The organism is Pantoea sp. BRR-3P, from assembly GCF_039621635.1.
In the GTDB taxonomy this organism is placed as follows: Bacteria; Pseudomonadota; Gammaproteobacteria; order Enterobacterales; family Enterobacteriaceae; genus Pantoea; species Pantoea floridensis.
In genome coordinates this window covers 123876-145797 of sequence record NZ_CP155068.1, presented here as the reverse complement: position 1 = coordinate 145797, position 21922 = coordinate 123876, and the positions used below count along the sequence as shown (strand labels likewise).

The window sequence follows — 21922 nt, the reverse complement described above, 5'->3', positions numbered from 1 at the left end:
CCGCACTCTACCAGACTAAATCATATTCGTTTGTAACTTTTATGCCTGCCGGCCTCACTGCTCCATGAGGCGTTTATACCGGATTACCAATTTTTTGAAATCGGCAACCAGAAAAATTCCTTAGTGGGAACTGACGTTTGGAGAGGTTACATTCTTAGCGTTAGAACCTATGCAATGCAACTTAAGGAACAGAACGTGCCGAATGCAAAGTGTGAACTTACCCATTTTCATGATATCCGTAAAGAAGCGATGAACGTTGAACATGCGCTCGGGCCGGGTGCTGCTCTTTTTGTTAATAACAAGCCTGCTAATATTGGCAGGCTGATTTTATTGCTTGTAACAACGTTACACCTGCTCTTAAGCGATGAACACTCTTCGCGGGTAATACTGGCTGAGTAAAAATGAAGTAATCAGAAAAGGTAATCATGACTGCTCTCCCTGTGTTATTGATTATTTGCATTTTCCCGCATGCCATCTTGCCCACTGCCTGACCCGCGTAGTGGGGAATTTAATCAACTCACCATCAACCCTGAGGCCCTGTAAGCTGAGCACCCCATGTCTGTCATAGAAGAGCTCAAGCATTAAAGTTGGTGTGTGCGCATAAAGTATATTTATATGCCCGCTAAGGGCGTCTCCTGATCGAATCCAGCCTCCTGAACTCTCGTATGCACCATTTCTCACATCCTGGAGCGCTCCTGATGGCGCTTCGAGCGATACAATCAGCGCGGCATCATTGTCACAGGTTGCCCTTAACCAGTAATTATCCTCCATCGCCTTGACACTACAGACTGCTTCATTGAAATGGCATCGGTCTTCTGCTGAAGCATTAAATAACAGCAACTGAACCAGGAGTAAAACCGTGAACCACACTGGCAGCAGGCGGAGCACTTTACCAACAACCTGATGCTGCATATAAGGGTGTCCACCGTTCAAGTCGTTAATAAGCATTCAGCGTCCATCGAGCCGCGATATTAACCACTCTGTGAAGTGGCTAAGCGCAAGAAACGGCAGTGAAACAACAAGTGTGATCAGGTGCAAAAAACTTCGCCCGATTATCATCCCCTGTATTAGATTGAAAAGATGAGGTTCCTCAGATTCTGGTTCTGGACTGAAGTTTTCCGTGCACGGGAGCGTTAAGAGCGCATAGTGCGGAACGCTTACAATAACTTTTTTTACCCATCGATAATTTTGAATCAGTGAGGTGACTGTCATACTCTCTGATACACGGGTACCATTCTCAAGTGCTTTGCCAAAACGGAATCCCGCACCTTCGAACAAAAGATCCTGCCTTATGAGATTGGACGGGTCATTCTCGATAAATACAGTCCGGATATGTTCTATCTGCGTGCGATCAGGCAGTGACGTGGCCCAGCATACCAGCTTCATCATGATCCAGGTGCCCATGCCTTGCCCTCGCAGGTGTGGTGTTAGTGACAGGCCTTCAGGAGCAATTTCCAGCTTGCCGGGGCGAAAGAAAGTTCCCGGGCGGTAAACTGCCGAGACCATGCCAGGCTTAAGCAGGTTATATCCCGGTACCATTATGTGCCAACGGATATTAAACGTGACTGCGGAAGGGGTCCATAAGTTCGAATGTCCATGTTCTAGCCATGACTCTACGAGGATGCGGGTTAGATTGGGTTGATCTTTGCCAGGCTCAGTTGAAGTCAACGTGAGTATTTGAGTTTTTATTCGGGAGCACTTAATCATTGTCAGAATCAGTTTCCTGGTAAAGGTTGGCAAAAGGTAGCACTGATTTTTTTATTATTTATTCTTTAACAAATAGCTTCTTTGGGAACCAACTGCCTCAATATTTTCTGAAAATTAACAAAAAATATGTGTCCCTGCAGTTATCCGGTACACATCAGTGTTTCTGTTTCCGCAGATGATCAAGTCAGAATCCTGAATAGCGGGCTTCTGCATTCAACGGCAGGCGTCCCCGATGATGGCAGAAGGGGCAGGGACAGGCTGATCCGGAACTGTTCGCCCTGCACCTCGGCGGGCGTGGGATGACCGGGACCTGCAGTTCCTCAGAACCTTTATGCAAGCCCGCGAGAAAGAAAACTTTTTAGAATTGACGCCCGCCAGCTACTGTGACTTTGTACCTTACCAGGTCGTAACGCCGGTGCGTAAAGCGGCCAATTATTCCATCCGCCCGGGCGCGAGGTCTCGGCCATAAGGCCATACCCGATTTACAACCAAGCAGAGAGCGTTACCTTCATGACCTCCGTAGCGTCAGGCAGTTTCTGAAGCAGGATGGTCCTTGCCTGACGGAGTAGCGCGTTATGTCAGCGCTCTGCCCCGACGCTCGATGTCATTCCTGACGCCATAAGCCAGCTCTTCCCCCGCAATTAAGGCCGCCGGTACCTGACCATGTAATGCAGGGCGGCAGTAGAACGGAGTTCATTTTACATATGGACGCTTTCGTAACAGGCATCAGGCGCCTGTCAGCCTTTCTATCGATAATTTTGATGATGGCACCGCGTGGCTTTCGCTTCTTGCGGAGAGAAACGTCGGGTTTTCACCGGTGCGCGTGCCGGTTTATCAGTGAAGAGGAATCATTTTTTCATTCGATTTTTTCAGAGTAAATGCTTTGTCACTGATGCGATATGATCTTGATTTCTAGCTTTTTCATCTGAAATTGTCATCTTCCTGAACTATCCTTTATTGGGATTTGTCCTACTTCTGCCTATTTTACTGAAGGAGACATGGAGTGTGAGGGGCACGAGAAGAATGGCATGGATTACGGTTTTTTTATTTTGTCTTATTATTTGGGGGTTTATAGCTACAGGGGTCACCTATGCTACTAACAGCTTTACAGGAAAACCCAGAATCGAACCGGTTGAGAAACCTAAGGTTGTTGATATTGAAAAAATAAAAAAACTCGATCTTAATGACAAGCAGAAAAGGTTCATAGATTCACTTACCGAGCAACCGAAAAAGAAGTCTGATTAAGAAAAAGCTGCTTAGCGGCTTTTTTCCTCTAAAATCTAACTTGCCAACAGTAATCAGAAATTTAAAGCAAGGAAAACAGAAAGGTATAACTAACCAACAAACGGACGAGTCTGATTCTGGCAGGGAAAAAATTTGTGCTATAAACATTTTGTGAGTCCCTTACCAAGGGGAAGGGCTCCAGCCAATCTGCATAAGAAATATAACTATCATTATCACGATTGTCATAAAGGCTGGCAGCAATAGATAACGCATGGCAATTTCCCTTACGATATTCACTGAACGAATGATAATTATGAGCTTAGCTTTTAATAATTAGCAGTCAATCTGTAACGAATCGTCACCATTAAAGCGCAGAATATAAGAGGAGTTTGGGAGGGGAATTCTTCATCCTTTACGGATAAATGAGTATTTAAAGGATTATTTCTGTGGTCAGGTCCGCTAAGTTTTAATCAAATTGTGAATAAACTATTAATGTACTTTTTTAGTTAAATGAATAGTGATCGGGAGGTGGATTTTGAATTCAACGCAATTAGATGAGCTGTATAATGAGATGTGCCGTGTGGTTGGAGATCTTGTTTTCATACTCCATGATCATGGAGAAGAGTCAAAACAAATCGTTATCGCGGATGCATTAAGAGCCGCGTTAGCACAGAAACACCCCGAGCGGCCGGAGATACTCATCAAAGCAATGAAAGCTGCACTGGGTGTGTTGGATAAGTAAAATAATTATCGTCGTTGGCGCAAACGTATAGTTTCTTGGCGTTATGACGGATTGGTGACGGCTTCTTAGGCTTTAAATTTTGATAATTTTTTACTATTTAAAGCTTCAGTGAGCGTAACAAAAGAGCCTGCTAAAAGCAGGCTCAAAGTCTTTCAAATGGTAAAATTATCTCGTTAGCAACACGTTTGCTGTGTGTTCCGTCACTATAATAGCAATCTTAGTTAGTCTGGTAATAAATTTTTTGATGATAATCATTTGCTAAGATGATTTGGATTTTTGATGCAAAAAAAGCCCCGGCGACGGGGCAGCTGATTACCGCGTCCATCTATGCAGGCTACGGGGTAGATGATTTAATCTTAGTCACACAACACTTTCATGCACTATTAAAGTAGCTCTTACCTGGATACGTTTATAGAGTAAGTTCTGCGATTACCTGAATCATTTTTGCATCACATGGGCCGCTGGTCGGCGTTAGATTGCGAGTTCAGGTCAGGCATCTTAATTATTTTAAACAGGATCATGAATCATCTACGATGCATAACACCCCAAAAAGATGATTTTTATCAGAGAGATATTTGTGATGGGCATTGTTAGTAATGAAATAATACCGGTAAAAATTGACGGTGGTTTATTAAAACATGCCAATCCATGGCGAAAAAAATCCTAAGGCACCTTACTCAGACTTTTTTGGAGGACGTCGGCTTATTTGGCCACCTTTCCGACCCGCTTCAACGGCTCTTTCAGGATTATTTTTGAAATTACCACCACTGGCTTTGCCTCCTGCGCTTCCAGCTTCTTTAGCTCGTTCCGGATTGTTAGCAAAATTCCCTGCGCCGCCTCTGTAGCTCTGTTTGTTCATAGGAAGACCTCTTATCAATGTTCCATTAGATTTAAGGACTAGCTAGTCACATCACTAACTGTAGTAGGCCGTTACGGTTATGTCATTCAGGCAAAGACAGGTAAAGCTGTAAAAAAAACAGCTATCAGCAAGCATTAAGAGAAGAAAGCAGAAAATGGTTCGGAGCAATAAATATTCACAAATACCGGGAAAAATCCCGGAACAATTTCTGGGACATCATCAATACATAACTTAAAATCTTTCTGTTTCAATGTCTTCTTATCCTTTTTTTCTGCAGTTATCAGGATAGCAATCGTTTGCTTTAGTGCTGCAGCGGTTCAACCGATCACCATTACTGCTCTACAATGTTGAATAAAGCACGGTTAAATCATGCCGGTTCGGCATCAACAGGAAGAGCATGGATAAAGTTAACTTTAACGTCAGTCATTTTGCCTGGTGTGGACTGATAGCCCTTCATATTGCGCGCCGCGACGGCCTAGTCAACACGCCGGCGCAGGAAAACCTTTTTATATCGCGTTGGCTTGCTACCGCTGAAAAGCAGTGCCGCTTTCCGAAAGAACATGCGAACGACATCCGCTGGCTTCTGAAGGAGAGTCGTGAGAAGGGCCAGCAGGCGGACCTGGCAGGTAAGCTCGATTATCTCTGGCGCTCCGGCAGTGGCGAGCTTCGTGCACAGAATGACTTATTCCGATTGCAGCACGCACTTCAGGCGATGAAGCTCAATGGCTGGCTGTATATGCTGCTGAGCGAGTCTGAGTGGAACGGACGGCGACAGCTGCAACTAAGTACGTCCGTGCCCGGTATTTATGTTAATCGCAGGGTGCTGGATAACGGCTTCAGTGAATGGGGACAGCAGATACGCCCTCTGCCTGTACGCATAACAGGAGAGTTGAGTGTGATTGATACGCTGCTCCTGCGCTCAGGCTGGCGGCGAGAACCGGTAGTTGGGCCGGACCCGCTACTGTACCAGCTTATTTCGGAAAATCTTAACGCCGCGTAACAAAAATCTGAACGCATAATCCAGGAGCAGCATCCAGGTTTTCCTCTCCAAGGGAAGCATTATCGGTAGGTAGTTATGCTTTTTAAGATGGAATACATATACCAATAACCCATCTCAATAGATGCCTGCGTCGCTTACGCCATCGCGACAAAGCTCAGCGACGTCGCCAGGGAGTCACTAATATCGTGTTTTGTTCCTAACGCAACCGACAGTTGGCAGATGCGGGAGATTCTCAATTCTGAGAAAAAAAGAGGGCCAGGACGGCCCTTAAGAAATTCGGCATTGCAAACGTTCATCTAAATGGTGGCAGACTGTGGAGCAGTCGCTTTTTTGTTATCGGACTCAGATAGATAAACCTTTAGCTTTTTCTTATGTATAAATATTATGTGAATAATAAAAATTAAGATTCAGGATTTTCAGGTGCTAACAGCACGTAGTTCTGCGTGGTTTTTTTCACTCACCTTGCATCAAATCCCATCATGCTCCTAATAGCTGAAAGGTCAGTTACTCATTTCTTGCCCACATAACAAGTGTATATCTGTCCCGTAACCCTGTGGATAAATGTGGTTCTTCCTTACTACGGCAGGGGTTCAGGGGGGCTGTATGTTTTTTAATCAATCATAGCCCGGACCGTGTTTAATTTGGATGCGCGGTTTTACAGCTCAACCAGAGAGTTAACGTGCGTTTCAATTAGCGGGCTTGTCATCCTGATTGTCATCAAACACAACTGCTTGTATGTTGACGAGAAAAAGCGAGGCGTAGGAGCAGGAAAGTCGCTTATAGAAGCTATCCGGGACGAAGCTACGGAAAAATCATGGGCGAAAGTTTACTGGATCACTCGTGAATCCAATCCAACTCGAGCGCTCTACGATCGGTTGGCTGTTCTGGAGGATTTTGTCCGCTACACCATCAAGGTATGAAGTGGGCGTAAGCGATTCGCAACAGTGCTTTTATGTTAAAAACGTGACGCATGTCAGGTACCAGGAAAAAAGATACCGGCTGCGCTTATGTGCCCGCTGAGAAGGCCGATAACGGTAGTGTGCCTCACCAGGGGTATACACTGATACTGCTGCTGTATGTGCTGAAGGCTCCCGCTGCGGGGAGCTTTTTTTCGCCGGAGGTAATGTCATTGCAGAATCTTGAGATTGTGCCACGTCTGCTGCCGGACGTTTGCGCAGGCAGGAAACTTCATACCATCCGCTGGCGGGAGCGCGAAATTGTGCCGGGCCCGATGCTTTACGTAAACGTGCGGGATGCCTCCGACACGGTCATGGTGTGGGTCACGCGCGTTGAAAGGATGCCGCTTTCTGACGTCGCTGCCAAACTTGGGAAAAGCACGGATTGGCCGGATGCCGAACTGCTGGAAAAGATGCGTGAGCACTACCCGCGCATAGAGATGGATTCCGAGGTCGTGGTCATCCACCATTTACCGCCTGAGGCGTAAGTTGGTGGCAGGGTTGTTAGTTTATTGTGGCAGAACCTACCTGTCGCCATAATTTGACGTCCGCCTATCGCGGTGAGCTCAAAGCGGACGTTGCCACGCGCGCATGTCGGCTCTGGGCCAGAAGCAGACGTTTGTAAGTCTGCATTCCATTAACTATGAGGCAGCTGTTCAAAGTCAGCAATTTGGATGCTGAAACTAAAAATGCGCGCCTTTAATGAACCGTGTGGTTCTGTTAATATTGGCTTGTTTACAGGGAGAAACCACATGCGAACACTGACTGAAAAGAAACGAACTGACATCCTGAATGCTGCAACGAAAGTCTTTCTCGAGCAGGGGTACGAACGAGCCTCAATGGAAGGAGTGGCCAGAACGGCAGAGTGCTCCAAGGCCACGCTCTATAACTACTTCAGTTCCAAGGAAAGCCTTCTTGACGCCGTCGTCAGGGCCTACGGCACCAACTTTCTGACGCGTGCTGCGGACGATCTTTACAGTCAGGACAGCCGTCATCTCCCCCTGCCTGAGAGGCTGCAGCGATTTGGTGAAGGCATGCTGGGCGCCATGACGTCGGACTGGAAGGGACTTCAGCTCTACCGCATGGTCATCGGCGAGGCGGGGCATTCCGGCATTGGTGATATTTTCTACGAGTCCGGCGTCCGGGAAAGCATGAACGCCCTGTCGGCGCTGATGGAGCAGCATATTGAAGCTGGTGACCTGCAGCCTGCACGCCCCGACCTGCGTGCGAAACAGTTTTCTGCGCTGGTGAAGGCCGAAGCGGACGAGCTCTTTCTCCGGCACGATATGCCGGTTTACACCCGTGGGGATATCGTCGCTATGGTGCAAAGTGCCGTAGAGGTTTTCATGGCTGGCGCGTCACCGCGTTGACAGAGCGACCTCCGCCCTTAAGATTCAGCATATTCGCTTGACTGTTTTTAATTCATATATAAACTGATACGTACAGTTTATATATGAGCGAGGTGCGTTAATGCTTAATCGTTTTTTAGTGGTGGCCGCTGTTGCCGTGGGGTCGTTTGTGCTGAGCGGCTGCGTTTCTTTATTCTGAGGATCTGACATGCGTTTTGTTTACAGTCTCGTGACCGGTATGGCCGTGCTGATGCTTTCCGGGTGTCTTACCATCGGCAGCCACATCTGAATCTCTCCAGCCCGCCCTCCGGCGGGCCTTTCACCCACTCCGCCTGAGCGAAGTCAGAATGACGTCCCTGTCAGCACGAGGACAATAAGGGCGCTGATGGCCAGAGCCACCAGGGTCTCAGCAATAAGCAGCGTCATCAGCGAGTTCTGGCGAACACCCCAGGTACCTTCGGCATATTTCCGTTCGCGGCGGGCCTTAACGCGCCGGATGTGGACGACTTGAGCAATGTTACTGATGACGCGCCACCACATAATCATGACGGTTATGACCAGGGTGCCAAATAAAATCAGGATGCTTATCATGCTCCAGTCCATCCAGGAGACATTCCCGTTAATCTCTGACAGTTTCTCAATCACGTTGAGGCCCTCTTTTAAATTCCCGTTTTAGCGCTATGGCTTACGCTTCCGTATAAACTGATCCCGCCAAAGCTGTTCTCACCAGAGAGTGACGTTGTGGAGCGCCCGCAGAAGCAGCGCACACAGCGCGTCAGTGACAAGGCATTCCGCCACGAGGACTACCTGCAGCGGTTCTGATGAGGTCCCCCACACCCTGACGGCATAGTACCTGGCCCGTCGCTTCCCGAGCTGGCGCAGGCGGTACATCTCCCTGAGGTTGCCGGCGGTTCTCAGCAGGGCGTACGTCAGGGCGGTCAGCATGAAGCCATACACAATCCACTGACGCGGCGGCGTATTTCCCAGCGACTCCGCTACCAGCCAGCCTTCCATCAGGCAAATCCGGCATCAGACGCGCTCAGAATCCAGCCGGCAATAAAGACAAGCGCCAGAATGGCCTGAGCAGTAATACCTTCATACCCGTGCCTCCGTCCCATACCGGCTCAGAAAATCAGCTGTTCTTCGCCGGACCTCTTTGCGCAGCAGCACTTTATCCTGCTGAACACCGGCCATAACGCTCCGTAACTCCCAGGTCAGCATCAGGTAGGCGTGTGCCATTTCGCCGGAGGGCCGACAGCGCAACTCTCCGCGGAGCATTGCCGTATCATTGACGCTCCGGACATAGTCAGCCGCCGGCGTAAAAGCCTCCCAGCGGCGCTGGCTTCCGGCTTCACCGCATTTCTGCAGCGTCAGCATCATTCTTATCAGCCTCCGCCGGACCGGAAAGCCGGAATAGCGGAGCGGCAGACTCCAGGTAAAAACAGCACTTTCTGTTTTCCCCTGATTTACGAATGCGGGCGCGTCTTCCCTCTGTGCCCGGGAAATCACCTGCTGAGGACAGGTCTCGTTTGTGAAGCCTGTCGCTGGAAATCCCGGGTAAATGGAAAACATGCCACGCTCCTGAGCTGAAATTTACGGACACGAACTGAAACATTTTCTTGACAGGGTCATGATAATCCATAATAACTACACCGTACAGTTCATTATATAAAAAGTAACCGGAGAAATATTCATGGCCCGTCTTTTCAGAAACCTGTCCCGCGCGCTGATCCTGACCGCCGTCGTTGCCACCGCGGGATGTTCATCCACCTCCCCGGTAAAATATTCCGGCATTGAAACCACATCCCGGATGACCCCCAATACGACTGATGACAGCGACCGCATCCCTTTCCGCTACACCACTCCGGTTGACTGGAGTAAATACCGGAGCATTATCATCGACCCCGTCGAAATCTACGGCGGCAGCGACGCGCAGTTTAACGACCTGCCTCAGGAGGACAGGCGCAATCTGGCAGACTACATGCAGAAGAAGTTTACCGAAGTGCTGGCGAAGAAGTTTACTGTTAATACCCATGCCGGAAGAGCCCCTTGCCTCCGTCTTAAGCTGACGCTCACCGGAGCGGACACCACGCCTCAGGTTGTGGGCACCTTCACAAAATTCGACCTCGCCGGCGGACCTTATAACATCGTTCAGTCAGTGCGCGGCGGCCGCGGCCTGATGAGCGGGTACGTTAACTATGCCGTGGAGGTAAAAGATGCCGCGACCGGCGAGCTGCTGCTGGCCTACGTGGCGGAGCAGTATCCTAACGCCATGAACGTGGGTGCAACGTTTGGCTCAATGAGCGCGGCAGAGACCGGAGTGGACAAAGGCGCAGAGCAGCTGCTGGAAAAACTGCGTTAAGGCGATGATAAGAACATCACGGCCTGTGAGCAGAGGGCCCTGCCAGTGTTTCTATCGCTGCACTGGCAGGATATGGATTAAGCCATTATTCACAACAGCTATCCTCTCGCCAAAAGGGGTGTGGTGAATTATCAATGTCCGCTCCTCGCTCAAAGCAGCCGGTCAGAGAAAGGCACTTTTTCGATACTCTGGTTATTTTGACTGCAGCCGTGAAATGGTCAGTCAGCAGGATTCACCCTCGCTGTCGCTGTTTAAAACTTCATTCAGACTAATCCCGTACCTCAATGTGTATAACAGTTACCGGCTCACCGTGGCTGCCGGTGGTGTAGTGGCGCTCCGCTGTACGGATTAAGGTGCTGCGTTGCTCCAGCAAATCAGCGATTTCACGGAGCTTTTCTGCCAGGCAGGGAGGTGAAAACGGGAGGTAGGTCGGGGGAAGGGCTCTGGCCATTTGTTGTGTTCCGCAATTATCGGGTGTGTACATCATATCTTCGGCTGCCGGCAGCGTTTCATGAGCGCCGTCATAAAGGGTGCCTGATTGCTCCCTTAAAAAGTGCATGCAACCTCCCTCCCTGCCGTCGGGCGGCGCCGTGACTTCACCTTAGCCGGGCCGCTTCGTCCGAAAGGTAGGCTTCGCCTCGTAACTCACCCGTTCCCCGCCGGTCGCGGGACATTCAGTCCGCGCCGGCGGCGCTTGCGGCTTCGTCCCTCGACCCTGCGTACTGCGCACTGGCCCGGCTGGCGTGACGTCACGGCGCTGATGCCGTGCAACCTGCAAACCGGAGTGACCATGAATCAACCTCATACAACTGGCCAGCTGGCCGAACAGCTGCAGCGCTTTGCGCCAGATACGCCCTGCGTGGTGCACCTGTGGGTATCCGATGACTTCGACGACGTGGCGCCGGAGCTGACGCACGGGGAGGTGCTGGCCACGATCGCGCTGGCCGACGCCACGCTCGATGCAGACGTCAGTCTCAGCTGGTATTTCCTGCGACACTGCGCCGACACCATTCTGGCCGCAAGGGAGGAACGCTGCTGAAGGGAGCCGCCCCCGTGCGGCCTTTCCCGCGCTGACGCACGTAATAAGGCTGTCGCTGCGCTCCGCATTATGGCCGTCTCCTCTACTGCGCGTCGGCAACGGCGGGCATAAGCGCCGTGCCCTCACGGTAGCCGGGCGGCCTCGCAAACAAGCAACTGTGCTGAGAGAGGTAGTAACAGTTCGTAACTCATCAAAGCTACTAGTATCTGGCTCCATGCCGATAAAGAAGTTGTTCTCCCGCCCACAAGGAAAAAAAATGAAAATATCGGTTCGTCTTTTCTCAGGCTACGGTTTTTTGGTTGTCTGCTTTTTAATCTGTACCGGCCTGTCTCTGCACGCGCTCAGGGAATCCCGGCAAGGCATGGACGATACGGTAAATTACAAAATGAGGCGCCTTACGCTTGTCCTGAACATGCGTGCTGCAGTTAATAACATGGCAGTTTCAGTCAGAGACATCGTTCTTCTCAGAGACCCTAAGCAGGAGAAAAATGAATGGCAAAAGGTCAGTGATTTACATGAAAAGTATCTTCAGGAACGCGAACAACTGGTTGCCAGCATGATGCATAACGATTCCCCTGAAGGAAAATCAGCGTTAGACCGTATTCTGTCCTCAGACAGTGTCGCTCTGAATACACTGACAGTTGCAGGAAAAATGGGGATGAACAATGGCCAGTCAGAAATAGCCGCTGACTATCTGCTGAATACGGCGCGCCCGGCTCAGAAGGCTCTGTCCGATGCCCTGGATGGGCTTACCGATGTACAGAATAAGCTTAGCCGGGATACGGTAGCAGTTAATAGCGCATCTGTACGTGAGGCTTCCGTTTTACTTCTCTCACTCACGACTCTTTCAGTCCTGTTCTCTCTTCTGACCATTTTTATGATAGTCAGGACGTTGATGCGCCAGTTAGGCGGGGAACCAAAAGATGCTGAGATACTCGCAGCAGCAATTGCTTCTGGCGACTTGACGAGTCAGGTAATTCTGCGAGGTAATGATAAAACAAGCCTGTTGGCTTCACTGGATGGTATGCAGGCAAACCTGCGGAGGCTTATTTCTCAGATAAAGGATTCCGCCAGCTCCGTGGCGCTTGCTGCGGATGAAATTTCGCAGGGTAATACCGAACTCTCTTCCCGCACCGAGCAGCAGGCGGCCGCGCTGCAGGAAACGGCCGCCAGCATGGAGCAGCTTACCGCTACAGTGAAAAGTAATACTGCGGGTGCACAGCAGACAGCGGGTTCAGCCCGTGAAGCAGCGCAAGTTGCCCGTTCAGGCGGTACAGATGTACAGCGCGTGTCAGACACAATGAATGCCATATCTGTTAGCGCTGCGAAGGTGCGAGATATCACATCCGTAATTGAAAGTATCGCCTTCCAGACAAACATTCTGGCCTTAAACGCTGCAGTGGAGGCCGCCCGGGCAGGTGAAGAAGGGCGGGGATTTGCCGTGGTGGCGGGTGAAGTCAGAACGCTTGCACAGCGCAGTGCGAATGCCGCGCATGACATCAAACAACTGATGGCGGAGGCAGTAAGTGTTGTTGACAGCGGCGTGGTCGCAGCCGCAGATGCAGGGCACAGTATAATGAAAATTGTCGGTATGGTGGGCGAGCTGGCTGAGGCCATGGATAACATTTCACTGGCTTCATCCGAACAGATGCAGGGTATATCCCAGGTCAGCATTGCCGTCAGTCAGATGGATGGTGTAACCCAGACTAACGCCGCGCTGGTTGAGGAATCCTCGTCTGCCTCACAGTCACTGTCTGAGCAGGCACACGCGCTGCGCGGAATGGTTGAGGCCTTCAGGGTATAAGGTCAGTGGCAATAGGGTGTGGGGATAATTATAGGCTGCTGTTTAATCGGACACTTTGCTAAGCTACATAAGGGAAGGGGCTGAGCAGAATTCAACTCTTATGACAAGACTGGTGATGCAACGCAAAATGAAATTGAATACAAAATCTTAAAATGAATGTCCGCTGTTCGCAAGTAGTGGACATTAGCCTGACGTTAGTAAATAAAAGCTGACTAGCAGTTATGCTCTTAATATGGTGAATCCCTTTATACGACAGGGCCAGGCTACACAGGTATAGCAGAAACAAAGGCGCAATTCAGATGATAGCCCTCCTGAATCACCGGGAGGTACCCGGCGCCGTACTTTTACAGAAGAATGAAGATGCGCTGCGGAGGTGGCCATGCTGTGGATGGAAGAGGGTATGTATCTCAGGGTAGAAGAGCTGCCGGGCGGCCCGCGGCCATTGCCGCTGCTGAGCGGGTTCAGCCTAACGACGGCCTACCGGGCGCTGGGGTGCTTTAACCCGTCGGAAACGTCTGACGCCTATTTCATTCTTTCCAACGACCGCGACGAAGTCTGGTTTATCTGTAACCGCCATCTGCGGACGGTGTATTTACAGCGGGACAGCACGGCATTCCGTTTGCCGCTCTCTTCTTTCGACGGACAATCCTTAACCGGTGCCGCGCCGGCACTCCGCTCCGGATTCAGCGATTAAACAGCATCCGGAGCAGCGCCGTAAGGTGTGCCGCCTCGGCCTCATCGCCGGTACAGTCCAGGCGCGCAATCAGCTTAAGGCAAAGCGCTGTGCGCGTCAGACGCCGTTCCTGACGCAGGATATCGACGGTGATTCGTCCCAGCAGCGCAATCTGGCCGGGGTGGGTGACCTGGCTGAAGTAGCCAGTCAGCCCGGCATCTTTTTCCGGCGGTAGTCCGTCCTGTCGCATGAAATACCCGTGCATAAAGAATGAGGTCGGGCGCAAAGTAACCGATGTACCGGCGCGTGTACAGCAGTAATCCACCGGTGCACCATCCTTTAAACAGCGCCACCAGTTATTGCAGACAATTCAGCGATAAAATTAACGCTCCGGTTATAAGGGGAGGCTCAGTGAACAGAAAAATACCGGCGGACGACAGCATGCCCATTACCCTGCCCGATACCTGCTTCAGTTAGGTACTGAATCCGGAAGACACCAACCGGGCCGACACCCGCGCATTTCTTTCCCGCGACGTGGAGCCGTTTACGCTGCCCGGGTTTGTGACGCCGTTCGGCTACACCCTATGGCAGAACAGAGCAGAGCGACAGTTCAGGCTTATAACGCAGGAGCCAGAGCCGGAGACCGCATATGCAGTGAGGCTGGAAGAAGCCGAAGACTTTACCTCGCCGGAGCGCGCCTGCATACAGGTCATGGTATGGCGCACCCGCCAGCCGCAGCACGAGGTGGCGGTGCACGGCCTGGCGCGCCGGTTTTTCTGCCATTTTCTTCATCGCTGGTCGAGCATCATTACCGACAGCGCGCAGACCAACGCGGCAAAAGTGATGTGGGAAGGGATGGTTGCCTGGGCGCTGCGCGACCCGGAGCACTACGTATACGTGTGGGACGGCACAGGCGAGTCGGGCTGCCTGCACCCGGTGCGCAGCTGGCTGGCGTTCTGCGGCCACTGGGCCGCCTTCTGCTGGGGCGCCGAGCCAGGAAGCCACCTGAGACGACGGGTTGTCATCAGTACGCACCCCCTTAACGCTGCGCACAAATAATACGGATGCGGAACGACGCGGCTGCAGAACAACTCTCCACCGGAGGGATGTCACATGCCGTTCAGCCCACACAGCCTGGCGTATATCGCCGGAGTAGCAAGCCGGGGGGCTCATAACGCCCGCATTTCAGATTAAGGCGTCCTGCAGCACGTGTCCGCCGTCGTATCTACGAAAAAATGTGCGCGGCGGACAGTGAATATCAACCAGACCTGCAGGATTTCACTGCCTGATACAAAGGACATTTTTTTATCTGGAGAAAGATATCATGACAACAGTAAGGCGCAGTGGTGCCGGAAACTTCGCGGCCGACCCGGCACGCGCCTCTCCGGACGGGCAACAAAGGCGGTACAGCCAGCGGAGGCAACTTCAAACACCGCCCCGGTCGCGCACGCGTGGCTGGCCGTAAGGGCGGACTTATCAGCCGCCGGGGCCCTAAACCTGAAATTTAATTAAGGCAAACAGATTCGCACCGGCGGTGAAATTTTATCCCGGCGATCTCAATTAGGAAATAAATATTACCTAATTTTCCTTGGGGTCGGCGGAGATTAATTATAACGAATTATCGCATGATTTTTTCTAGCCAGCTGCGCATTTCTACAGGCAATATCTCTCTAAGAAGGCCTGCAATATTTTCAAATCGTGTTAAATCCATTCCTGAGATTAAATCCCATATGACTTTAACTTTTAAAGATGAAAACGATTTCAGGGACCACATAAGGTTTATTCAGTGTTTTCTGAGCTTTACCCCTGATAATCTGTCAGGGTTATGAATTTAAGGCGTTTTTTCTTAACGGGACTGAATTTATTTCGCATTAAGGAAGTGCAACGCTGAAAATAACCATTCCGGACCGTACTTCAGCTCATTAAACCGCTACACTGAAATACCGTAATAAGGCTGATGGAGAGTGGAGCATGCCTGATTATTATCACAACGAAAATCAGCTGATTATTGGCGAAGCTGTGATTCATCTGGCGCTCAATAATGCGGATATTACTGTTGACTCGCTTGTAAGGGCGCTGGCTGAGATGGCTGCCATCGAGGAAAATCCTGCGCGCTGCGTGCAGATAAGAGAGGCGAAACACTGGCTCCGCGGGTTCATGCCAGCTTCAGGTAACCGTGACGAGCTCAGATGGGTTACCGGAGCGGGTCAGGGCTCAGTTCACTGAAGGGTTTACGCCCGTTCGGGACAAAAACCGGGCGGACCTCTTTCCAGGGTCTCTCGCAACACGCAGGCCAGCCATAGCTTTCTTAATGCTGTACAACCCTTTTATTATCGCACTCATCATTCGCGCGCTGATACTCACGTAAGCTACTGTTTAGTAACGGCTAGCACTTTTTGCAAAAAAAGATAACTTGTACAGCATCACAATTAATGTACAAGTTTGATTTGATTGTATAACTTTATGGACAGACAGAATCGACTACATTTTAACCATTGAGGGGTTCACCATGCGTCAGAATGTCACGAAATTACCGGATGCCGCGAGCGACATTGCACACTACTTCAGCAAGGCGTCGGCGCCGACCCAACAGGAAACCCTTGGGCAGATTGTCGGCGAAATCCTGCGCTCGGGCAAGAACCTCAACCGTAAGGCCATCTGCACCAAGCTGTTACACCGCCTTGAAGCGGCATCAAGTCAGGAAGAAGAGCGTCATTATCAGACGCTTATCGGTATGTTGTTCGAGCGTTAAGTTTTAATTTCCAGGTGAAACGCCCCGCAGCATGCATACAAGGGCCGTCCGGACTGGGCGACCGGCACTTTGTCCGGAGGACAGGCACCATAAGGCGCGGGTATGCAAAGAAGTAAACCAGAAAGACTCGTTGACGCTGTTTTAGGAGATGCTGTCATAGCTATGCTTGATGGCGACGATGACATCAGCACTGTAAGGCTGATTGGCGTGCTTAAGTCCATGACTCAAACTGAACAGGATGCTGAGCGACGGGAAGCAGTAATGATGGCTATTCAGGAAGTTGAAGCTACTCTTCCACGATTAAGTAACACTCGTGATGCAGCAATACTGGCTTTTAATGATGAGCTCTCACCTGACAGTGGTCGTAAGCACTGAGCCTCAGCTGAGATTTCCGTTTATAGCGGATAGTGGCAGGACGCCCGCAGGACGCGGCTACCGGAGGGTGGCCGTTTTTATTTCAGGCATTTGCCTGGCCACATTAGCCCGCAGGGCCTGACGGATAACATCATGCAAGTTAATGAGAAACTTAACACTTCTGAAGCATACATCATCCCGCACTTCCGCAGCGGCGGCGACGCACTGGCCGCTGAAACCGCCGTGCTGGACGCTGTCATCCGCGATATCGTTATCCACGGTAAAAAGGTGACCAGCAAAGCGATCATCCTTTACCTGATTGCCGAGCTCGAAAGCACCTCAGACATGGACGAGCTTGACGTGCTGCGCAGCGCGCTGGAAATCGTGGTGGGTAAAACGCCCGACGATGAAGCCTTATGAGATTAATTGTGCTGCGCAGCCTGCGCGGCATTCAGCGCAGGCGGAGAGTCGAATCCTCCCTGCGAAGCCCACAAGGAGCAGGTGACTGCGGCGGCGAGGGTTACGGCAATCCAGACTTTCACAGGCACCTCCCGGTTTAAAAGATTTCACTTTTAACAGTGTGGCACGCCTCAGTTATTGCGCGAGGGAAACGCGTCATAACGGGATAAATCTGAAGGTCAGTGCATCTGCTGAGCCAGGAGTCTGACCGCGCGTTCGCAATTTTCGCGCAATGCGGCAGCGCCAGCCGACTCGCCCATGCTGTGCAAGGCGCTGGTGATTTCGTGCAGGGTGAGGTACTGGTTCGGCTTAAGAAGGCGCGCCACGACCGTTCCGATAACGGCGTAGATATCTTCGGCGGTGGTGTCATCGTTCATATGACCTCCGTCCTTAAGGTGGATAAGCGTACAGTATAACTGAAAGGCGCCGCAGCAGATACAGCGGCGGCCCGGGTGACTTCAGTGAAGCTTCTGCGATGACAGATTGTCAGCGCTGGCGACCCCGGTCTTCTCATCGGCGCGAATGTGCATTTCCCGCCGGACCTCTTCGATAGCGCGCAGGCCCGCGCGAACGCGGTCTTCATCCGTTTCATGCTCAATCGCCGCGCGCAGGCGGTCTGTCAGGACAGCCCAGCTGATGGCCACGTCCTCATCCAGCAGCGCTGTTACGGCCTCGCCAATCATGATGTCGGCCATTTTTTCTTCAAAGTCATTTTTCATGGGGTTATCCGGCAGCAGGTTTCGGGCGCAGAGCTTACCACAGCCACCTGGCCTGGACATGAACGGGTAATCTGTCCGCATAAAACTTTTTCACCGCAGTGTAAATACGCGCCACGGTAACGCTGCCAGGGAGGGAGGTATCCTGCTCTGACGGTGCCTCACTCCTGCGCGGACATTTTCTTGCTGCGTCCGCGCTGCTTTGCTGCTGGAGGTGCGGGCTCCGCCACCGGTTAAGGCTTCTCCAGGCGATACAGGCAGACGTCGCCGCGCTCCGCCAGGCTCGCCGGCCAGATCATGGCCGCATTCCAGTCCTCAACGTAAAGTTCGCCCAGCGGCTGTACCACGGCCCAGGGCATTCCCAGCGTGCGACGCAGCTGCAGGAGTTCCTGCGCCATCGCCACGGCCTCTGCGTCATGATTTTCCGGATTACCGGCGATTTGAGTAAGCCTGTGTTAGCTAAGCATTGCTGCGTCTCCTGTGCGTTAAACCCTGTTGCAGCGATAGCCTGCAGGCGGATTGCCGGACATCTCCCGCTGGCGCATGCTGGAGGTACCTCCGTCGCTGAAAACAGGGGGATTACGAAACCTTTACGCTTAATGTCTTGTTGGCCACTTGCAGAGTTTGCAACCAGTTCTACACTGGGCGGACCAGTGAAGAGAGTACCGGTTTTAAAACAATAAGAGGTAAAAAAAATGATTTTAGGTGAGTTTATGCTGAAGGTGAACCGCTGGCCTCAGATGCATTTCACAGCAATTGAAAGCGAGCAGCGCGAAGCCGGCATCGAGATTTATGCCATCGATTGCACAAACCAGACCAAAAGCCGGTTGCTGATTTACCGCACGCCGGACGCGCAGCACGCGGCGGTCATGACGACGCATTTCCGCACCTGGCTTGAAAAGGCCAACCGCGGCAGAACGCTGCGGCAGGAAAGGGCTGAAGCGCCGGCGGCCGTTATGGCCGCGCAGCACACGCCTCAGCGTGCCGCAGCCTGTTAATCATCCGGGGCCCACGGGCCCCTTTCTGTTCCCGTGCCTCAGACGGCTTCCCGTGTTTCCGGCCAGGCGACGGCCGCGCCTTCAGCGGTGAACAGCGCGCCCTGAAAATCAGTGACCCCCGCCGCCTCCAGCCACATCCACTCCTCCGGCTGCTCAATGCCCGCCGCGATCACGTTAATTTCCAGCGCCGAACAGCAGCGCAGCACGGCGTGTACTACCGCCTGACGGGGGCCGCTGCGGTGAATATTGCGAACGATCCCGGCGCCGATGCGCACGCGGTCAGGCTGCACGTGCGCCAGCAGCGACAGTCCGGCTGAGCCGTCACCAAAGTTATCGATGGACAGGCTGATGCCGGCCTGCTTCAGCTGGCGCACCGCCTGAGAAAATGCTTCCAGCTGAGAAATGACCTCCGTCTCGCTAACACCCAGTATGATCTGCTGCGGCACCATTCCGGCGCTGTCAATGGCGCTGACGAGCCGGCTGACGGCGTCCGGAACATAAACCAGCGTCATAGGCAGAATGCTGAGGTACAGCATGATGTCGTCAGGGCATGACCTGCCGGCCCTGTGCAGCGCTCCGATGACCGCATCGAGATTATGCTCGTACAGCGCCTCGCCGGAGAGCCCCGCCGGCGCGTCATCGGGCAGGGCCTCAAGGGCCGTGACCTTACGGCCGAGCGGATCGACCACCGGGCGGAAGGTAACGCCCGCTGCCGCAGCCGGTGACCCATTGTCATCCGGCACGAAGTCCCAGTAGTCGGCGGGCAGGACCTCAAAGTAGTTTTCTTTCTCACGTGCTTCCACGAAGGTTCGCAGGAACTGCAGGCCGCGGTCGTCATAGGTCAGACGATATTTAGACGTGCCGCGGTCAAGCACCGCCTGCAGCACGCTGCCGCTGTCGTGATGGCGCAGGTCGAACAGCTCCATGCCGTGGTTGCCAAAGCGGCGCGACGGTGAATAGTCGCGCATCAGCTCAACCACGTTGTGGTGGCGCCGGTCGGCGCAGATGCGGCCGTAAATGTCCAGTACGCCTTCCTCCGGCCCCTCCAGAATCTGAAAGAAGTGCGTGCCGTTAAAGAGTAGGATCCCCGTGACCTGATGTCGGGCGTTCAGCAGGCTGGCCTTCTCCACCATGCCCGGCAGAACGCTGACGGGTACCTCATTAGCGAGGTGGCTCCGGTAAATTATTGTTGTAAGCATTTCAGGCTCCGTATTGCCACAGATTGTCACGGGCACCATAGCAGCCAGCCGCCATTTCTCAAACCGGACCGGCAACGGACATGATGAGACGCTGAATAAACATTCAGAAAGTCTGAAACGATAGTTTTTAACGCACTCGTAGCCTTGTAATCAAAATAAATTATTGCGGAATAGTGGTTTTTCAGAACATCCTTCGGGGGCTTTATTCAGCGGTGTCAAAAGTGTGGCGTGAGGCTGTCATCAACGTAAAACAGAGGTAATAAATTTGTCTATTCAACAATACGGGAAAAGGCGCGTCATTATTGACGAAGCGGCACTGAGTCTTGCTCCGGGCGAAAGGGAAATAAGCGTGCATTCGCTTATTTCCGAACTCGGACGCATGGCTGAGACTGGCAGCAGCGATAAGCGGCTTACAGAAATATCCGAAGCCAGATGCTGGCTGAAGAGCTTACACGAGCCGGGGCAGGCCTGAACGACGAGAAGAACTGACGCCAAAGGACTTAGTCCAGCTCTGGCCGGAACACGACTAAGAAGAGATCCTCACCGGTCGCGCGCAGGCGTGTACAGGCCGGAGACCCTGTCAGGTACGAAACCCTCCGCTTTTCCCGCGCTTAAATCGCATCAGAAATTAATTCCACCCCTATATACTCGGGCATACAGTGGCAGCTTTGACAGGACGCTTGCGCTGCGTAGTGCTAATGCCGTGCATGACATCATGCAACTGATGACGGAGGCAGTAAGTGTTGTTGATAGCGGTGTGGTCGCAGGTGCAGGTGCAGCATACTGAAAATTGTCGGTATGGTGGGCGAAGTGGCCGAGGCCATGGATAATATTTCGCTGGCTTCATCCTAACAGATGCAGGGCATCTCTCAGGTCAGCATTGCCGTCAGCCAGATCGACGGGGGAACGCAGAATAATGCAGCTCTGATGGAATAATCCTCGTCCGCCTAACAGTCACTTTCAGAACAGGCACAGCGCGGAATGGTGGAGACATTCAAGGTTTAAGCCATATTTGTATACTGCGGACGCGTTGAACTCAGGGTCATGGCTGCTTGTTTCTCTGGGGAGCATGTGAGGTATACATGTGCTCGTTCTTCAGTGCTACTGACTACTTCCGCGTAGTATCTGTAAAAAATGGATTACCGTATGGTTAAATCTGTATGCATGAAAAGTTTCAGCGCGTTAGAAATCAAGACATAAACGGATCTGCTGCTTATACAACTGAGAAGGGGATAATAAGGTTGCTGGTTACGTAATCCAATAATCTGGCACACCTAATTTTAACATCAGCAGACAGAGTTGGGATAACTTTGTTGAGAATATAATGACTACTAGCAAGAGAAAGTTACAAAGATTAAAGAAAGCCGCTGCAAGCGGCTTTTAAAAAAATTTATTTATTCTGAATGATCTTGTGACAACGGCTTGCGTTTACTGATGGTTCCTCCTTTACGCCCTGCCTCGACGGCGCGAGCCGGATCATTCCTAAAGTTACCACCACTTACGCGGCCGCCTTTTCGGCCAGCCTCAACTGCTCTTTCATGATTCTCAGCGAAATTACCTGCTCCACCACGATGTGTGACCATGTTAACTCCTGACGAGAGTGAATAAAAATTATTTATAAAACTTTAGTTATGAACACTAATAAACATTAGCAAGGAATAAAAAAAATTCAAATTTAGGTAATTTATGATACTAATTCTGAGTAATTTTCTTTCTAAAAAAAAGTGAT

At 51.6% G+C, this 21922-nt stretch carries 30 protein-coding genes and 2 pseudogenes; 19 read left to right on the top strand and 13 right to left on the bottom strand.

What is annotated here, in order from left to right; translation table 11 throughout:
• Positions 1-195 precede the first annotated feature (195 nt).
• Positions 196-399 (top strand): hypothetical protein, encoded by a 204-nt coding sequence (locus tag AAGR08_RS23595; protein WP_345830924.1) that lies wholly within the window; start codon positions 196-198, stop codon positions 397-399.
• 51 nt (positions 400-450) lie between these two features.
• On the opposite strand, the gene AAGR08_RS23590 is transcribed toward AAGR08_RS23595, so the two are convergent.
• Both AAGR08_RS23590 and AAGR08_RS23585 read right to left on the bottom strand, forming a co-directional pair.
• Positions 451-948, bottom strand: coding sequence for a hypothetical protein (locus AAGR08_RS23590; RefSeq protein ID WP_345830923.1), 498 nt, complete (start codon positions 946-948; stop codon positions 451-453).
• A complete protein-coding gene (locus AAGR08_RS23585; RefSeq protein WP_152929145.1) occupies positions 949-1539 on the bottom strand; it encodes a hypothetical protein in 591 nt (196 codons plus the stop codon). It abuts the gene before it with no gap.
• Positions 1540-2730: 1191 nt separating this feature from the next.
• On the opposite strand from AAGR08_RS23585, the gene AAGR08_RS23580 reads away from it, so the two are divergent.
• Positions 2731-2952, top strand: a complete 222-nt coding sequence (locus AAGR08_RS23580) for a hypothetical protein (protein ID WP_345830922.1) — start codon at positions 2731-2733, stop codon at positions 2950-2952.
• Positions 2953-3463: 511 nt separating this feature from the next.
• Positions 3464-3673, top strand: coding sequence for a DUF2767 family protein (locus tag AAGR08_RS23575; RefSeq protein WP_049852807.1), 210 nt, complete (start codon positions 3464-3466; stop codon positions 3671-3673).
• Between the two features lie 673 nt (positions 3674-4346).
• On the opposite strand, the gene AAGR08_RS23570 is transcribed toward AAGR08_RS23575, so the two are convergent.
• On the bottom strand, positions 4347-4532 hold the full coding sequence (locus AAGR08_RS23570) for a KGG domain-containing protein (protein ID WP_072093450.1): 186 nt from the start codon (positions 4530-4532) through the stop codon (positions 4347-4349).
• A 397-nt stretch (positions 4533-4929) separates the two neighbouring features.
• Here AAGR08_RS23570 and AAGR08_RS23565 point away from each other — a divergent pair, with 397 nt between their 5' ends.
• From AAGR08_RS23565 to AAGR08_RS23550, 4 genes are all read left to right on the top strand, one after another.
• A complete protein-coding gene (locus AAGR08_RS23565; RefSeq protein WP_049852720.1) occupies positions 4930-5532 on the top strand; it encodes a DUF2913 family protein in 603 nt (200 codons plus the stop codon).
• Between the two features lie 632 nt (positions 5533-6164).
• Positions 6165-6452 (top strand): GNAT family N-acetyltransferase, encoded by a 288-nt coding sequence (locus AAGR08_RS23560; protein ID WP_235440750.1) that lies wholly within the window; start codon positions 6165-6167, stop codon positions 6450-6452.
• A gap of 50 nt (positions 6453-6502) precedes the next feature.
• Positions 6503-6976 carry an ASCH domain-containing protein gene (locus AAGR08_RS23555; RefSeq protein ID WP_345830918.1) on the top strand — a complete coding sequence of 158 codons (474 nt, stop codon included), beginning with the start codon at positions 6503-6505 and terminating at the stop codon, positions 6974-6976.
• 264 nt (positions 6977-7240) lie between these two features.
• The gene (locus tag AAGR08_RS23550; RefSeq protein WP_049852805.1) at positions 7241-7858 is read left to right on the top strand and encodes a TetR/AcrR family transcriptional regulator; all 618 of its coding nucleotides are present in this window, start codon (positions 7241-7243) and stop codon (positions 7856-7858) included.
• A gap of 321 nt (positions 7859-8179) precedes the next feature.
• On the opposite strand, the gene AAGR08_RS23545 is transcribed toward AAGR08_RS23550, so the two are convergent.
• The 3 genes from AAGR08_RS23545 to AAGR08_RS23535 form a co-directional block, all read right to left on the bottom strand.
• Entirely contained in the window at positions 8180-8482 is a 303-nt protein-coding gene (locus AAGR08_RS23545) for a hypothetical protein (RefSeq protein ID WP_345830916.1), read from the bottom strand.
• A gap of 78 nt (positions 8483-8560) precedes the next feature.
• On the bottom strand, positions 8561-8851 hold the full coding sequence (locus AAGR08_RS23540; protein WP_345830914.1) for a hypothetical protein: 291 nt from the start codon (positions 8849-8851) through the stop codon (positions 8561-8563).
• A gap of 81 nt (positions 8852-8932) precedes the next feature.
• On the bottom strand, positions 8933-9409 hold the full coding sequence (locus AAGR08_RS23535) for a hypothetical protein (RefSeq protein ID WP_345830912.1): 477 nt from the start codon (positions 9407-9409) through the stop codon (positions 8933-8935).
• A gap of 121 nt (positions 9410-9530) precedes the next feature.
• Here AAGR08_RS23535 and AAGR08_RS23530 point away from each other — a divergent pair, with 121 nt between their 5' ends.
• Complete coding sequence (locus AAGR08_RS23530) at positions 9531-10199, top strand: DUF3313 domain-containing protein (protein WP_049852716.1); 669 nt, start codon at positions 9531-9533, stop codon at positions 10197-10199.
• Between the two features lie 268 nt (positions 10200-10467).
• Here AAGR08_RS23530 and AAGR08_RS23525 read toward each other — a convergent pair whose 3' ends face one another.
• Complete coding sequence (locus tag AAGR08_RS23525; protein WP_049852697.1) at positions 10468-10758, bottom strand: hypothetical protein; 291 nt, start codon at positions 10756-10758, stop codon at positions 10468-10470.
• Positions 10759-10989: 231 nt separating this feature from the next.
• Here AAGR08_RS23525 and AAGR08_RS23520 point away from each other — a divergent pair, with 231 nt between their 5' ends.
• The 3 genes from AAGR08_RS23520 to AAGR08_RS23510 all read left to right on the top strand — a co-directional run bounded on the left by AAGR08_RS23520 (position 10990) and on the right by AAGR08_RS23510 (position 13736).
• Positions 10990-11238: a hypothetical protein gene (locus AAGR08_RS23520; RefSeq protein WP_049852804.1), complete on the top strand. Its 249-nt coding sequence runs from the start codon at positions 10990-10992 to the stop codon at positions 11236-11238.
• A 256-nt stretch (positions 11239-11494) separates the two neighbouring features.
• Positions 11495-13042: a methyl-accepting chemotaxis protein gene (locus tag AAGR08_RS23515; RefSeq protein WP_345830909.1), complete on the top strand. Its 1548-nt coding sequence runs from the start codon at positions 11495-11497 to the stop codon at positions 13040-13042.
• Positions 13043-13421: 379 nt separating this feature from the next.
• Entirely contained in the window at positions 13422-13736 is a 315-nt protein-coding gene (locus AAGR08_RS23510; protein ID WP_049852695.1) for a hypothetical protein, read from the top strand.
• On the opposite strand, the gene AAGR08_RS23505 is transcribed toward AAGR08_RS23510, so the two are convergent.
• Positions 13726-13965, bottom strand: coding sequence for a hypothetical protein (locus tag AAGR08_RS23505; protein ID WP_336769020.1), 240 nt, complete (start codon positions 13963-13965; stop codon positions 13726-13728). The two genes, AAGR08_RS23510 and AAGR08_RS23505, sit on opposite strands and share 11 nt — an antisense overlap.
• 404 nt (positions 13966-14369) lie before the next feature.
• On the opposite strand from AAGR08_RS23505, the gene AAGR08_RS23500 reads away from it, so the two are divergent.
• From AAGR08_RS23500 to AAGR08_RS23475, 6 genes and pseudogenes are all read left to right on the top strand, one after another.
• Entirely contained in the window at positions 14370-14774 is a 405-nt protein-coding gene (locus AAGR08_RS23500) for a hypothetical protein (RefSeq protein WP_345830906.1), read from the top strand.
• Positions 14775-15039: 265 nt separating this feature from the next.
• Positions 15040-15223, top strand: a pseudogene (locus tag AAGR08_RS23495) (general stress protein).
• Positions 15224-15686: 463 nt separating this feature from the next.
• Entirely contained in the window at positions 15687-15941 is a 255-nt protein-coding gene (locus tag AAGR08_RS23490; RefSeq protein WP_049852692.1) for a hypothetical protein, read from the top strand.
• 283 nt (positions 15942-16224) lie between these two features.
• Positions 16225-16467: a regulatory protein YcgZ gene (gene ycgZ / locus AAGR08_RS23485; RefSeq protein ID WP_336779080.1), complete on the top strand. Its 243-nt coding sequence runs from the start codon at positions 16225-16227 to the stop codon at positions 16465-16467.
• Between the two features lie 102 nt (positions 16468-16569).
• Entirely contained in the window at positions 16570-16842 is a 273-nt protein-coding gene (locus AAGR08_RS23480; RefSeq protein WP_312464204.1) for a hypothetical protein, read from the top strand.
• Between the two features lie 132 nt (positions 16843-16974).
• Positions 16975-17241 (top strand): biofilm development regulator YmgB/AriR family protein, encoded by a 267-nt coding sequence (locus tag AAGR08_RS23475; protein WP_345830900.1) that lies wholly within the window; start codon positions 16975-16977, stop codon positions 17239-17241.
• A gap of 218 nt (positions 17242-17459) precedes the next feature.
• Here AAGR08_RS23475 and AAGR08_RS23470 read toward each other — a convergent pair whose 3' ends face one another.
• The 3 genes from AAGR08_RS23470 to AAGR08_RS23460 all read right to left on the bottom strand — a co-directional run bounded on the left by AAGR08_RS23470 (position 17460) and on the right by AAGR08_RS23460 (position 18394).
• Complete coding sequence (locus AAGR08_RS23470; RefSeq protein ID WP_345830898.1) at positions 17460-17657, bottom strand: hypothetical protein; 198 nt, start codon at positions 17655-17657, stop codon at positions 17460-17462.
• 81 nt (positions 17658-17738) lie between these two features.
• The gene (locus AAGR08_RS23465; protein ID WP_049852687.1) at positions 17739-17999 is read right to left on the bottom strand and encodes a hypothetical protein; all 261 of its coding nucleotides are present in this window, start codon (positions 17997-17999) and stop codon (positions 17739-17741) included.
• Between the two features lie 230 nt (positions 18000-18229).
• Positions 18230-18394: a hypothetical protein gene (locus tag AAGR08_RS23460; RefSeq protein WP_161804883.1), complete on the bottom strand. Its 165-nt coding sequence runs from the start codon at positions 18392-18394 to the stop codon at positions 18230-18232.
• 297 nt (positions 18395-18691) lie between these two features.
• Here AAGR08_RS23460 and AAGR08_RS23455 point away from each other — a divergent pair, with 297 nt between their 5' ends.
• The gene (locus tag AAGR08_RS23455) at positions 18692-18994 is read left to right on the top strand and encodes a hypothetical protein (RefSeq protein WP_345830897.1); all 303 of its coding nucleotides are present in this window, start codon (positions 18692-18694) and stop codon (positions 18992-18994) included.
• A gap of 38 nt (positions 18995-19032) precedes the next feature.
• Here AAGR08_RS23455 and AAGR08_RS23450 read toward each other — a convergent pair whose 3' ends face one another.
• Positions 19033-20193 (bottom strand): diguanylate phosphodiesterase, encoded by a 1161-nt coding sequence (locus AAGR08_RS23450; protein WP_345830896.1) that lies wholly within the window; start codon positions 20191-20193, stop codon positions 19033-19035.
• Positions 20194-20866: 673 nt separating this feature from the next.
• Here AAGR08_RS23450 and AAGR08_RS23445 point away from each other — a divergent pair.
• Positions 20867-21144: pseudogene (locus AAGR08_RS23445) on the top strand (resolvase); the annotation flags it as partial.
• Positions 21145-21587: 443 nt separating this feature from the next.
• Here AAGR08_RS23445 and AAGR08_RS23440 read toward each other — a convergent pair.
• A complete protein-coding gene (locus tag AAGR08_RS23440; RefSeq protein ID WP_345830895.1) occupies positions 21588-21776 on the bottom strand; it encodes a general stress protein in 189 nt (62 codons plus the stop codon).
• Positions 21777-21922 lie beyond the last annotated feature (146 nt).

Excerpts from the sequence above, each read along its gene's own strand:
- AAGR08_RS23590 (WP_345830923.1), bottom strand. The coding sequence starts at position 948 with ATGCTTATTAACGACTTGAACGGTGGACACCCTTATATGCAGCATCAG.
- AAGR08_RS23585 (WP_152929145.1), bottom strand. The coding sequence starts at position 1,539 with ATGGTACCGGGATATAACCTGCTTAAGCCTGGCATGGTCTCGGCAGTT.
- AAGR08_RS23580 (WP_345830922.1), top strand. The coding sequence starts at position 2,731 with ATGGCATGGATTACGGTTTTTTTATTTTGTCTTATTATTTGGGGGTTT.
- AAGR08_RS23570 (WP_072093450.1), bottom strand. The coding sequence starts at position 4,532 with ATGAACAAACAGAGCTACAGAGGCGGCGCAGGGAATTTTGCTAACAAT.
- AAGR08_RS23565 (WP_049852720.1), top strand. The coding sequence starts at position 4,930 with ATGGATAAAGTTAACTTTAACGTCAGTCATTTTGCCTGGTGTGGACTG.
- AAGR08_RS23555 (WP_345830918.1), top strand. The coding sequence starts at position 6,503 with ATGTCAGGTACCAGGAAAAAAGATACCGGCTGCGCTTATGTGCCCGCT.
- AAGR08_RS23550 (WP_049852805.1), top strand. The coding sequence starts at position 7,241 with ATGCGAACACTGACTGAAAAGAAACGAACTGACATCCTGAATGCTGCA.
- AAGR08_RS23540 (WP_345830914.1), bottom strand. The coding sequence starts at position 8,851 with ATGGAAGGCTGGCTGGTAGCGGAGTCGCTGGGAAATACGCCGCCGCGT.
- AAGR08_RS23535 (WP_345830912.1), bottom strand. The coding sequence starts at position 9,409 with ATGTTTTCCATTTACCCGGGATTTCCAGCGACAGGCTTCACAAACGAG.
- AAGR08_RS23530 (WP_049852716.1), top strand. The coding sequence starts at position 9,531 with ATGGCCCGTCTTTTCAGAAACCTGTCCCGCGCGCTGATCCTGACCGCC.
- AAGR08_RS23525 (WP_049852697.1), bottom strand. The coding sequence starts at position 10,758 with ATGCACTTTTTAAGGGAGCAATCAGGCACCCTTTATGACGGCGCTCAT.
- AAGR08_RS23520 (WP_049852804.1), top strand. The coding sequence starts at position 10,990 with ATGAATCAACCTCATACAACTGGCCAGCTGGCCGAACAGCTGCAGCGC.
- AAGR08_RS23515 (WP_345830909.1), top strand. The coding sequence starts at position 11,495 with ATGAAAATATCGGTTCGTCTTTTCTCAGGCTACGGTTTTTTGGTTGTC.
- AAGR08_RS23510 (WP_049852695.1), top strand. The coding sequence starts at position 13,422 with ATGCTGTGGATGGAAGAGGGTATGTATCTCAGGGTAGAAGAGCTGCCG.
- AAGR08_RS23505 (WP_336769020.1), bottom strand. The coding sequence starts at position 13,965 with ATGCGACAGGACGGACTACCGCCGGAAAAAGATGCCGGGCTGACTGGC.
- AAGR08_RS23490 (WP_049852692.1), top strand. The coding sequence starts at position 15,687 with ATGCCTGATTATTATCACAACGAAAATCAGCTGATTATTGGCGAAGCT.
- ycgZ (WP_336779080.1), top strand. The coding sequence starts at position 16,225 with ATGCGTCAGAATGTCACGAAATTACCGGATGCCGCGAGCGACATTGCA.
- AAGR08_RS23480 (WP_312464204.1), top strand. The coding sequence starts at position 16,570 with ATGCAAAGAAGTAAACCAGAAAGACTCGTTGACGCTGTTTTAGGAGAT.
- AAGR08_RS23475 (WP_345830900.1), top strand. The coding sequence starts at position 16,975 with ATGCAAGTTAATGAGAAACTTAACACTTCTGAAGCATACATCATCCCG.
- AAGR08_RS23470 (WP_345830898.1), bottom strand. The coding sequence starts at position 17,657 with ATGAACGATGACACCACCGCCGAAGATATCTACGCCGTTATCGGAACG.
- AAGR08_RS23465 (WP_049852687.1), bottom strand. The coding sequence starts at position 17,999 with ATGAAAAATGACTTTGAAGAAAAAATGGCCGACATCATGATTGGCGAG.
- AAGR08_RS23460 (WP_161804883.1), bottom strand. The coding sequence starts at position 18,394 with ATGGCGCAGGAACTCCTGCAGCTGCGTCGCACGCTGGGAATGCCCTGG.
- AAGR08_RS23455 (WP_345830897.1), top strand. The coding sequence starts at position 18,692 with ATGATTTTAGGTGAGTTTATGCTGAAGGTGAACCGCTGGCCTCAGATG.
- AAGR08_RS23450 (WP_345830896.1), bottom strand. The coding sequence starts at position 20,193 with ATGCTTACAACAATAATTTACCGGAGCCACCTCGCTAATGAGGTACCC.
- AAGR08_RS23440 (WP_345830895.1), bottom strand. The coding sequence starts at position 21,776 with ATGGTCACACATCGTGGTGGAGCAGGTAATTTCGCTGAGAATCATGAA.